This window comes from Sandarakinorhabdus sp. (assembly GCF_041689835.1).
Taxonomy (GTDB): domain Bacteria; phylum Pseudomonadota; class Alphaproteobacteria; order Sphingomonadales; family Sphingomonadaceae; genus Sandarakinorhabdus.
Genome location: NZ_JBDNFM010000052.1, coordinates 1 through 11,116, shown reverse-complemented (window position 1 = coordinate 11,116; position 11,116 = coordinate 1). Strand labels below are relative to the sequence as shown.

12 protein-coding genes and 1 pseudogene are annotated in these 11,116 nt (G+C 65.5%); 10 read left to right on the top strand and 3 right to left on the bottom strand.

The genetic code is table 11. The features are described from left to right. A pseudogene (locus tag ACESL8_RS02745) lies at positions 1-839 on the top strand (glucose-6-phosphate isomerase); the annotation flags it as partial. Between the two features lie 72 nt (positions 840-911). Here ACESL8_RS02745 and ACESL8_RS02740 read toward each other — a convergent pair. Then, positions 912-1,211, bottom strand: a complete 300-nt coding sequence (locus ACESL8_RS02740; protein WP_372915702.1) for a hypothetical protein — start codon at positions 1,209-1,211, stop codon at positions 912-914. Positions 1,212-1,322: 111 nt separating this feature from the next. Here ACESL8_RS02740 and ACESL8_RS02735 point away from each other — a divergent pair, with 111 nt between their 5' ends. Then, positions 1,323-2,267 carry a LysR family transcriptional regulator gene (locus ACESL8_RS02735; RefSeq protein ID WP_372915700.1) on the top strand — a complete coding sequence of 315 codons (945 nt, stop codon included), beginning with the start codon at positions 1,323-1,325 and terminating at the stop codon, positions 2,265-2,267. Positions 2,268-2,333: 66 nt separating this feature from the next. Here ACESL8_RS02735 and ACESL8_RS02730 read toward each other — a convergent pair whose 3' ends face one another. After that, on the bottom strand, positions 2,334-3,068 hold the full coding sequence (locus tag ACESL8_RS02730; protein WP_372915698.1) for an arginyltransferase: 735 nt from the start codon (positions 3,066-3,068) through the stop codon (positions 2,334-2,336). Positions 3,069-3,173: 105 nt separating this feature from the next. Then, positions 3,174-4,418, bottom strand: a complete 1,245-nt coding sequence (locus ACESL8_RS02725) for a threonine ammonia-lyase (protein ID WP_372915696.1) — start codon at positions 4,416-4,418, stop codon at positions 3,174-3,176. A gap of 136 nt (positions 4,419-4,554) precedes the next feature. Between ACESL8_RS02725 and ACESL8_RS02720 the strand changes: the two genes are divergently transcribed. From ACESL8_RS02720 to ACESL8_RS02685, 8 genes are all read left to right on the top strand, one after another. Then, complete coding sequence (locus tag ACESL8_RS02720) at positions 4,555-4,968, top strand: acyl-CoA thioesterase (protein ID WP_372915704.1); 414 nt, start codon at positions 4,555-4,557, stop codon at positions 4,966-4,968. Between the two features lie 36 nt (positions 4,969-5,004). After that, positions 5,005-5,883 (top strand): NAD(P)-dependent oxidoreductase, encoded by an 879-nt coding sequence (locus tag ACESL8_RS02715; RefSeq protein ID WP_372915694.1) that lies wholly within the window; start codon positions 5,005-5,007, stop codon positions 5,881-5,883. After that, positions 5,880-6,407: a GNAT family N-acetyltransferase gene (locus ACESL8_RS02710; protein ID WP_372915692.1), complete on the top strand. Its 528-nt coding sequence runs from the start codon at positions 5,880-5,882 to the stop codon at positions 6,405-6,407. The genes ACESL8_RS02715 and ACESL8_RS02710 overlap by 4 nt, the downstream gene beginning before the upstream one ends. A gap of 17 nt (positions 6,408-6,424) precedes the next feature. Then, positions 6,425-8,068, top strand: coding sequence for an amidohydrolase (locus ACESL8_RS02705; RefSeq protein WP_372915690.1), 1,644 nt, complete (start codon positions 6,425-6,427; stop codon positions 8,066-8,068). 249 nt (positions 8,069-8,317) lie between these two features. Next, positions 8,318-9,193 carry an amidase family protein gene (locus tag ACESL8_RS02700; RefSeq protein WP_372915688.1) on the top strand — a complete coding sequence of 292 codons (876 nt, stop codon included), beginning with the start codon at positions 8,318-8,320 and terminating at the stop codon, positions 9,191-9,193. Next, a complete protein-coding gene (locus ACESL8_RS02695; RefSeq protein ID WP_372915686.1) occupies positions 9,103-9,804 on the top strand; it encodes an amidase family protein in 702 nt (233 codons plus the stop codon). The genes ACESL8_RS02700 and ACESL8_RS02695 overlap by 91 nt, the downstream gene beginning before the upstream one ends. 164 nt (positions 9,805-9,968) lie before the next feature. Next, positions 9,969-10,187: a hypothetical protein gene (locus tag ACESL8_RS02690; RefSeq protein ID WP_372915684.1), complete on the top strand. Its 219-nt coding sequence runs from the start codon at positions 9,969-9,971 to the stop codon at positions 10,185-10,187. 202 nt (positions 10,188-10,389) lie between these two features. Continuing rightward, the gene (locus ACESL8_RS02685; RefSeq protein WP_372915682.1) at positions 10,390-11,076 is read left to right on the top strand and encodes an SOS response-associated peptidase; all 687 of its coding nucleotides are present in this window, start codon (positions 10,390-10,392) and stop codon (positions 11,074-11,076) included. Positions 11,077-11,116: the final 40 nt, after the last annotated feature.

The following is an 11,116-nucleotide window of genomic DNA, read 5'->3' as shown; positions in this document are numbered from 1 at the left end:
AAAGCGTGGGCGGGCGTTATTCGCTGTGGTCGGCTGTCGGTTTGCCGCTTGCCATCCGTTGCGGGCCGGAGGCGCTGGCCGCGCTGCGCGCCGGTGCTGCGGCGATGGACGCGCATTTTCGCGACACCCCGCATGATCGGAACTTGCCAGTGCTGGCGGCGCTGGCCGATGTGTGGGCGGCGCATTGCCAGGGCCAGAAAACGCGCGGTGTGTTCGCTTATGATGAACGGCTGCGGCTGCTGCCATCCTATTTGCAGCAACTGGAAATGGAATCGAATGGCAAGGGTGTTGGCCGCGATGGCAGCCCGCTGGCGGGGCCAACGGCGGCGATCACCTGGGGCGGCACCGGCATCGATGCCCAGCACGCGGTGTTTCAGCTGATCCACCAAGGCACCGCCATTGGCCCAGTGGAATTTGTGGCGGTGCTGGAACCGGCGCACGGCCTGCCGGCCACCCACCACCGCCAATTGCTGGCCAATTGTTTCGCGCAGGGCGCGGCGCTGTTGAAGGGGCGGACGTTTGAGGAGGCGCTGGCGCTGTCGGGCGGTGATGCGGCACTCGCGCCAAAGCTGGCCCCAAAGCTGGCTAGGGCCAAGACGTTCAGCGGCAATCGCCCGTCGTCCACGCTGTTGCTCGATCGGCTCGACGCGCACGCGCTGGGCGCGCTGATCGCCTTTTACGAACACCGCGTTTTCACCGCCGCCGTGCTGCTGGGCATCAACCCGTTCGATCAATGGGGCGTGGAGCTGGGCAAGGAATTGGCCAATGCGGTGCTGGCCGGGGAGGATATGGAATTCGATCCGTCTACCGCCCGGCTGATCGGGCTGGCGGGCCTGTAAAAGCAAGCGGCGGCCACCCGGGCAGGGTAGCCGCCGCAAGACTGGGCTGGCGGGAAGCGCCAGTGCCCGATGTCAGCGCCGATCGGCGAGTTGCACAGTGGCAGCGAGCTGTTCACGGGACTGGGCAAATTTCTTTGCCGCTTCAAATCGGTTGCCTTCGGCGCAGATCTTCTCGGCAACGCGGGCGGTGTGCAGCGCCTTGGCGGCGGCCTGCGGGTCGGCGGTGGCGGCGCTTGCCTGCACGGCCTGCATCTGCGCGGCGCAACTGGGGGTGGCGGCCTTGACCGGGCTCAGCGCCACGAACGGCATGGTGGCGGTCATCAGCAGGGCGGTGATGGTCAGGCGGTCGATGGTGGAGCGGGTGATGATCATAGGTTTGTCCTTTCCTGGTTCGGTGCCCAAGTCCGTGTTGGCTGGCTTGCCGATGACCGAGTTCTAAGTCACACTCAGACCCAAGTTAATCCGGATAATGGTTGTCGCCCCATGAAGAACAGCTACATAATCCCCCGCAATCTGCTCGACGGCCTCGAAGCCTTCCTGCGTGTCGCCGAACAACGCTCCTTCCGGGTCGCCGCGGAGGATCTCGGCGTCTCGCCCTCCGCCATCAGCCAGACAGTGCGCCAATTGGAAGAGCGCATCGGCGTGCCGCTCTTCATCCGCACCACGCGCTCCGTGGGCCTCACCGAAGCCGGCGCGCTGTTCCACGCCCAGGCGGCGCCGGCCTTCGCCAGCCTGGTTTCAGCCTGGGAAGGCGCGCGCACCTATGGCGGGCGCCCGGCCGGGCTGCTCAGGCTCAACATGCCGCGATCAGTGGTGCCGATCCTGATCGAACCGATCATCGCCGATTTCTGCGACCAGTACCCGGATGTGGATGTGGAAGTGACCGGCGAAGATGCCCTGATCGATCTCGCCGCCAGCGGGCACGACGCCGGCATCCGCGTCGGCGAACTGCTGGAAGCCGACATGATCAGCGTGCGCCTCTCCCCGCCGTTCCGATTTGTGGTGGTGGCAACGCCCGACTATCTGAACCGACACGGCCGGCCCCAAACTGCCGCCGATCTGAAAGCCCACAACTGCATCCGCCAGCGCATCTCCAACGGCGCAATAATGCCGTGGCGCCTGATCGACGGCAACCGCAGCCTCGAAATCGCGATCAAAGGCCGGGTGATCGTTAACGAAAACACCGCCGTGGTCGCCCTCGCCCGCCGCGGCCTCGGCCTCGCCCAAGTCAGCGAACCCCTGGTGATCGACGAACTGCGCAGCGGCGCCCTGGAAGTGGTGCTCAGCCCCCTCTCCCCCTCCAGCCCCGGCCTGTTTCTGCACTACCCCGGCCACGCCCAGGTGCTGCCCAAATTGCGCGCGTTCATCGATCATGTGAAGGCAGCGCTGGCGACGGGGATGCTTGACCGGCTGATTCCGCCTGGGTGAGGCTCTACTGTTCTGGCTTGCGTCTCGACAAGCTTGGCATGAGCGGGTCTCGCATATGGCCCGGCTTCAGTCCACGTCCCGCCACTGCCCGCCGATCAGCGCTTCCACCGGGCGGAACTTGGTTTTGTAGGCCATGCGCGAACAGCCTTCGATCCAGTAGCCCAGATACACGTAAGGCAAGCCGGCGCGGGCGGCGCGGGTGATGTGATCGAGGATGATGAAGTTGCCCATTCCGGTGCGGGTGGTGAGATCGGGATCATAGAAACTGTAGATCATCGACAATCCGTCTGATTGTTTGTCGGTGAGGCAGCAGCCCACCAGCCGCCCCAGCCGGCCATCGACGCCGGGTTCGCGATATTCCACCATCACCGTATCAACCGGCGATTGTTCGACCATGTCGGAAAAATCATGCGCGTCCATCGCTGCCATGCCGCCTTCGGGGTGGCGGGTGGAGAGATAGCGGCGCAGCAGCGCCCATTGTTCTTCGGTGGCCCAGGGTTCGCAGGCGTGCACATCCAGATCGGCGTGGGCGGCCAGCAATTTCTTTTGGCTGCGGCCGGGCTGGAAGCGCGCGGTGGGCACACGCACGGAAATGCAGGCGTTGCAGCCATCGCAGCTGGGCCGATAGACCACGTTCTGGCTGCGGCGAAAACCGATGCGGCCCAATGCTTCGGCCATGGCCGGGGCATCGTCGCCCTTGAGTTCGGCAAACACCTTGCGTTCGGTGCGGCCCGGTAGATAGGGGCATGCCGAAGGCGCGGTCACGAAAAAGCGCGGAAATCGATAGCTTTGATCGGTCACCCGTGACGCCCTCGCCTGCCGCTTGCGGCCCTTTTTGAGCCAATTCCCCGATAACGGCGATGGTACTGCGGGTTTGCGCGGCTGGCGAGTCCGTCTGTGGCCGTTTTAGTCCGCTTCAACCAATCGCGTTTCATATCCGGCCGCGCGCAGCGCCTCCACTAGCCGGTCGAGGTGATTGCGGTCGCGGGTTTCGCATTCGATATCGGTGATCAGGCCCTTGGCCGGCAGATTGGTGAACACGCGCTGGTGATACACCTCCAGGATATTCACCTGCTGCTGATCGAAGATGCGCGCCACTTCGAACAATTGCCCCGGCCGATCCTTGAGGCGGATGCGCAGCCGCGCCAGCCGGCCCGACCGCGCCAGATCGCGCAGCAGCACGTTGGCGAGCAGCCGCGTATCGATATTGCCGCCGCACAGCACCAGGCCAACCTTGGCGCCTTTGAATCGTTGCGGGTGAGCCAGCAGGGCCGCGAGGCCAGCCGCGCCGGCGCCTTCGACCACGGTTTTTTCGATGCCCAGCAGCAGCGCCACCGCGCGTTCCAGATCGCGTTCGCCCACCAGCACGATATCATCGACCAAGGCGCGCACCACCTGCTGCGTCAGCACGCCGGGGTTTTTCACGGCAATGCCTTCGGCCAGCGTGTCGCCGTCGCAGGTCGCCGCTTGCCCCTTCATGGCAGCATACATCGACGGATACAGCTCCGCCTGCACGCCGATCACGCTGATATTGCGGTCTTGCGCCTTGGCCACGGTCGCGATGCCCGAAATCAGCCCGCCGCCGCCGATGGGCACCACCAGCGTATCAAGTTCGGGCACGTCTTGCAGCATTTCCAGGCCCACCGTGCCCTGGCCGGCCATCACCTTGGCATCATCGAACGGGTGAACGTAAACCAGCCCCTTTTGGGCGGCCAATTCAAAGGCGTGGGCGCTGGCGTCGTCATATGTCTCGCCGAACATCACCACATTGGCATTGTGGCTTTCGGTTTGCTGCACCTTCACGATCGGCGTGAAGCGCGGCATGACGATGGTGGCCGGGATGCCCAGCCGGCGCGCATGATAGGCCAGCCCCTGCGCATGATTGCCGGCCGATGCCGCGATCACCCCGCGCGCGCGTTCTTCGGCATTCAGGGTGAGCAGGCGGTTGAGCGCGCCGCGTTCCTTGTAGGCGGCGGTGAACTGCAAATTTTCGAACTTCAGCCATACCTCTGCGCCGGTCATCTGGCCCAGTGTTTCGGATTTCAGGCAGGGCGTGCGGATCACCTTGCCGGCAATGGCGGCGGCCGCGGCCTTCACATCGTCAAGGCAGATTGGCAGGCTGTCCTGCACCAGCGGAGCGGCAATGGTCATGCCTGCTCCATAACGCCGCAGTTGCAGCTGCGCTACCCATTGTCCGTATAGTCACTATATGATGATATCAAGGCATGCGGGTTGCGGGGCTTGACCGGCAATTGCGCCGATGAGCAACGTTTCTGCAGCGTTTGGTATGGGATTTGGCGTGATGTATCGGCACGATGTAGCGGTTGCTGCGGCAGACATTGACCATATGGGCAATGTCAACAATGCCGTTTATCTGCGCTGGGTGCAGGATGCGGTGGTGGCCTATTGGCAGCACACCGCGCCCGCCGAAGAGGTGGCCAATCACCTGTGGGTCGCGCTCAATCACAACATCAGCTACCGCGCGCCGGCGTTTCTGGAAGACGATGTGGTGGCCAGCGTAGTCGCCGAAAGCGTGCAGGGCGCGCGGGCGTTTTTCACCACGATGTTCAAGCGCGGCGAACAGGTGATCGCTGAAGTGAAAAGCACCTGGTGCTGCATCGATGTCGCCACCATGCGCCCGGCCCGGTTGGCCCGCGATGTGGTGTCGCTCTTCCTGCCCGCCGTTCCAAACGCCAGCTGATTGCCCGCCCCGCTGGCACGCGGTAAGGCGGCGGCCATGAGCAGCACCGCACGAAAAATCGCTTATCTGGGCCTCGGCATCATGGGCGCACCCATGGCCCGGCACCTGGCCGCCGCTGGTCACGTGCTCACCGTGTATAACCGCACGCCCGCCAAGGCCGACGCATGGGTGGCGGCTTACGGCGGCACCACCGCCCCCACGCCGGCCGCAGCGGCCGCAGGCGCAGATGTGGTGATTGCGTGCGTTGGCGCCGATGCCGATCTCGAAGCCGTCACCCTCGGCCCTGACGGCGCCTTTGCCGCCATGATGCACGGCACGCTGTTCATCGATCACACCACGGTTTCTGCGGCCATCGCCCGCCGCCTCGCCGTTGAGGGCGACGCGCGCGGGCTGTACGTGGTCGATGCCCCGGTTTCCGGCGGCCAGGCCGGGGCGGAGAATGGCAAGCTCACCATCATGGTCGGCGGTAGCGAAGCCGCCTTCGCCGCCGCCGAACCGGTGATGAGCGCCTATGCGCAGCGCATCGGCCACATGGGCCCGGCCGGCAGCGGCCAGCTCACCAAGATGGTCAACCAGTTGTGCATCGCCGGCGTGTTGCAGGGGCTTGCGGAAGGCATGGCGCTGGGCATGAAGTCGGGGCTGGACATGGACGCGGTGGTGGACGTGATCTCCAAAGGCGCCGCCCAAAGCTGGCAGATGGACAACCGCGCCCGCACCATGTCGCGCGGCGAGTTCGATTTCGGCTTTGCGGTGGACTGGATGCGCAAAGACCTCGGCCTGGCGCTGGACGAGGCCCGCCGGCTGGGCGTGCCGCTGCCGATGGGCGCACTGGTCGATCAATTCTATGCCGACGTGCAAGCCGTGGGCGGCGCGCGGCAGGATACCTCGAGTTTGATCCGGCGGTTGGTGCGGTGACGATCACCTTCCGCCCCGCCCGCTTGCCCGGCGATAGCGCGCTGCTGCTCGATCTCAATACCGAATATCTGGAATTTGTGTTTGCCGGCGTTGCGGCGCGGTTCGGGGTGGCATTGGCCGATCTGTTCCCTGGCGGCGATATCCGCGCTTATCTGCCGGCGCAGTTGCCCAAGATGCTTGGCCCCGGCGCGCCCGAAAGCAGTTTTTACATCATCGAACAGCACGGCCAGTCCATCGGCATGGGCGGGGTGCGGCGGGTACGGGACGGCGTATGCGAGATGAAGCGCGTTTATGTCCGCGATGTCGCCAAGGGGCAGGGGCTGGGCCGCCGGCTGGTTGAACGGTTGATCGATGATGGCCGCCGCTTTGGCTATCACACCATGTACATCGATACCTCGCCCACGCTGGAAACCGCCGTTGGGTTGTATGAGCGGCTGGGCTTCGCGCCGATCCCGGCCTATCCTGAAGTGGAAGTGGCTGAAATCATGTTCCCGCACTGGGTGTTCATGGCGCGCAGCCTTTGAAAATCGGGGAGACCGAAATGAAGAAACTGATCCTTGCCGCATTGCTGGCCGCCGCCGGCGCAGCGCACGCTGATACGGTTTACACCAACGCCAATGGCTACACGCTCGGAGCCAAGGGTGCGTTGCAGCGCTTTGCGACGCTGGTGGTGAGCGACGATGGAAAGGTCAAATCCACGTTGAAGGCCGGCGCCAAGCTGCCCGCGGGCACGCAGGTTGACATGCAGGGCGCCACGCTGTGGCCGGGCCTGATCGACGCGCACGGCCATGTGATGCGGCTGGGCGAACTCAAGCTGGTGGTCGATCTGCGCGATTCGGCGTCGATCCCCGAAGCGCTGGGCCGCATCAAGGCCGGCATCCCGGCAGCCGGCTGGATCATGGGCCGCGGCTGGAACCAGGAACGCTGGTACGCCGATGGCAAATTGATTGGCCGCTTCCCCACCGCCGCCGAGCTTGATGCCGTCACCGGTGACCGCCCGGCATGGTTTACCCGTGTTGATGGCCACGCCGGCTGGGCCAACACCGCCGCGATGAACGCCGCCGGCATCACCCGCGCTTCGCAGGCCCCTGACGGCGGCGAGATCATTCGTGATGCCGCCGGCAATCCTACCGGCGTGTTTGTCGACAAGGCGATGGCGCTCATCACCGGCGTCATCCCCGATGACGATGAAAAACGGCTCGATCTTGTGCTGGAGAAAAGCCTGGAAACCATGGCCGAGGTTGGCCTGACCGGTGCGCACGATGCCGGCATGGATAAGCCCACCTGGCAGCGATATGTGCGCTTCGCCAACGCCGGCAAGATGACGGCGCGTATCTATGCGATGGCGGGCGGGCCGGACAACCGCAAGGCCATCGCGCCCGGCGGCCCGATAAGGTGGGGCTGGGACGACCGGCTGGCGATGCAATCGATGAAGCTGGTTTCCGACGGCGCGCTCGGCAGCCGCGGCGCGTATCTGATCGCGCCGTATGCCGATATGCCCAATACGCGCGGGCTGGACATCACCCCGGCAGGCAAACTGAAAACCTATATCACCGAAGGTTCGGCCGATGGTTTTCAGGTCAACGTCCACGCCATCGGCGATTCTGCCAACCGCTCGACAATGGACGGTTTTGCCGCCGTCCCGCTGGCGGAGCGGATGAAGCTGCGTCACCGCAACGAGCATGCGCAGATCGTCGACATGGCCGATCTGGGCCGCTTTGCCAGCCTCAAGGTCATAGCGTCGATGCAGCCCACGCACGCCACATCCGACAAGGGCATGGCCGAAGCGCGGCTGGGCGAAGACCGGCTGGGCGGCGCCTATGCGTGGCAGAAAATCAAGAAAAGCGGCGCGCAATTGGCGTTCGGCAGCGATTTCCCTGTGGAACCGCCCGATCCGATGTTCGGCATCCACGCCGCCGTGACCCGCCAATCGCGTGACGGGCTGCCTGCCGGCGGTTGGCGGCCGTGGGAAAAGGTGAGCATGGTCGATGCCTTCGCCGGTTTCACCACCTGGGCTGCCCGCGCCGGTCATGCCGAAACCAAGGTCGGTACGCTGGAACGCGGAAAATGGGCCGATTTCATCACCCTGGAACGTGATCCGTTCACCGCGCCCGAAGGCGATCTGTGGAAAATCAAGGTTACCGCGACGTGGCTGGCGGGCAAGCAGGTGTTCAAACGGAAATAGGCCAAGCGCCTTCGGTAGACCGGGGGCGCAGCTGCCGACCGGCTGGATTTCGGGCAAAGCCGTCTCCTCGGCAGCGCGCTTGCCAGACCTTGGGCGCGGCGCGCCGCCGCCGGTCGGTCGCTGCCTGACCGCGCAGCATGTTCCGGCGGGCAGGGGCACCGCCTCGGTCCGCCGGAACCGCCGCCTTTTGCGCTTTTCTGTCCGTTGCCGCTGTGCCACGCTGCCGCGATTGGCAGGGGATCAGGCATCATGGCTGTTTTGAATATCAACCGGCGGCATTTGCTGGCTGGCGCCGCGGCTGTGACGGTTTTGCCGGCGGGTGCATTGGCGGCGGGGGCAGAAGACGCCACTGGCCTGGCGCAGCGCATTCGCAGCGGTGATGCCAGTGCGCGCGAGACTGTGCTGACCGCGCTCGACCGCGCCGATGCCGCGCAGGCCGAGCTGAATTTTGCCATCCTGATCGACCGGCCGCGCAGCCTGGCCAGCCTGCCCAAGGATGATCGCCAGCCGGTGATCCCGACGTTCATCAAGGATTTGAACGACTACAAGGGCTGGCCCACCCGCAACGGCAGCCGCGCCTTTGCCGCCGCGCCGCCCGCCACCACCAACGAAGCGTTTGTGGGTGCGCTGGCGCAGATGAACACTTTGCCGATCGGCAAAACGGCAACCCCCGAATTCGGCTTGATGTGCGTGACGGAGCCGTTGGCAAACGGTGTCACCCGCAACCCATGGAATCCGAATTTTTCCCCCGGCGGATCGTCAGGCGGCAGTGCGGCGGCGGTGGCGGCAGGCGTGGTGCCGATTGCCCATGCCAATGATGGCGGCGGCTCGATCCGCATTCCGGCCGCGTTGTGCGGCCTGTTCGGGTTCAAGCCCAGCCGCGGACGCATGGTGGGCCAGAAGCGCGCCGATGATGCCGCCGATATCGCCGTCGATCACGTGCTCACCCGATCGGTGCGCGATGCCGCGCTTGCCATGGCGGCGCTGCAAGCGCCCAATGACAACACAGGGGTGCCGATGGGCTGGGCGACGCCGTGCCGCGCCTGGCCGGCCCGGCGGGGGAACGATTTCGCATCGGCGTCGTCACTGCCACCGCCGATGGCGCCATTCCCGATGCCGAGGTGATGGCCGGCATCGCCCGCACCCGTAGCCTGCTTGCCGGCATGGGCCACAGCGTGATCGACGTGGCGTGGCCGTTCAACCCGGGCGATTTTTCGCGCGATTTCGTCGCGCTGTGGTCGCTGGGCGCAGCCAGCGCGGTGGTGGCGGTGGACAAGGCGTTTGGTACCGACGGCGTTGCAAAACTGGAGCCGCTCACCCGCCATCTCGCTGGCAATGGCGCCGCCATGGCGCAGGCCGATGTGGGCGCGCTGATGGGCCGATTGGCGGCATACCGCGACGCCTACAACGCCAGTTTCCGCGACCATGACGTGTTGTTCACCCCGGTGCTGACCCGCCACGCCGTGCCGGTGGGGTATCTGTCGCCCACGCGCCCGCCGGCAGAACTGATGGCCGACATGATGCGGCTGGTTGCCTACACGCCGGTGCAGAACATGGCCGGCGCCGCCGCGATGAGCGTGCCAATCATGCAGGCCACCAATGGCCTGCCGCTGGGCATGCATTTTGCTGGCCGGCGCGGTGATGATGCCCGCCTGCTCGATCTGGCGTTCCAGTTGGAGGCGGCGGCACCTTGGGCGCAACGATTGCCGCCAATCTGGTTCGGAAACCGCCCCTGATCCCACCATGATGGACCAGTCTTGCCGCGCTGTCGGCAAGGCTGTGTGGCATTTCCACCCTGCAATCAGTGGCAGAGGTGGCCGTGTCAGTGTGTTTTGATTCAGTAAAGCGCGATTCAGTTCAATTTGATGCAGCTCATCGTGGTTCTGGCGCGCCGGCAGCAATGCCTGCCTCGCAAGCTGCGCTGCGCGAGGTGCGGGCATTGGCGGTGCGGCCGCGGTCCGTCATCGACAAGACCGCCGGCCACACCGGGACTGCGCTTGGCCTTGGTCCGGCTCCGGCACCCGGCAGCGACCGCAACGCCCGCCGCTTTGGCCTGGGCCTGTTTGGCACCATGGCCAGCATAATCTGGATGTGGAGCCTGACCCCGCCGCCATTTTGACCGCGCGGCGGCTCAGCGCCCCATCCCAATCGCCCGAGGCCGACGGACCGGAAGCCGTCGTCCTCGGGCCTGCGTACCCCGCGGCCCGGCGCTGTGTGCCGGGCCGCGGTATCGCTTGCTGAACGGACGGCGGAAACCCTTGCCATTCCCCGATTGCCGCGCTTGATGGCGGCCAGCGGGGCGGCTGCAAGGGACGTTGGCCATGTGCAATCTCTATGCGCTCACCAAGGGGCAGCAGGCGCTGCGTGATCTCGCCCATGCGCTCGATCTGGGGGCCGTGGCCGACCGGCTGGGCAATTTGCCCGTGCTCATCGGCATTTACCCCGATGCGCAAGCGCCGATCATCGGGCTGGCGCGCGGCGAAACCTCTGGCCCCACACTCAGCCCCACACTCAGTTTGGCGCGTTGGGGCATGCCGTCCCCGGCGTTTGCGCTTGAAGGTAAATCGGTGGACCGTGGCATCACCAACATCCGCAACACTGCCTCCCCGCACTGGCGGCGCTGGCTCGGCCCGGCGTATCGCTGCCTGGTGCCGTTCTCGTCGTTTGCGGAGCATGTGAAAACCGATGCCGGCTCTGGACCGCTTTGGCGCCCGCTGTGGTTCGCGCCGCGGGGCGATGGCATCGCCTGCTTCGCCGGCCTTGCCGCCCGCTGGACGGGGGTGCGCAAGAAAGCCGAAGGCGAAGTGACGCTTACCGTCTTCGGCTTCCTCACCTGCGAGCCAAACGCCGAAGTCGCTCCTCACCACCCCAAAGCCATGCCGGTTATACTGACCGAAACCGCCGACATGCGCCGCTGGCTCACGGCGGAGTGGGCCGAGGCCAAGTCACTGCAACGCCCGCTGGCCGATGGGGCACTGAGCGTGCTGGGGTTTGAAGGAGAGGTCTAGAAGCCTCCGGCGGGCAGGGTCGCGGACCCTGCACCCGTTT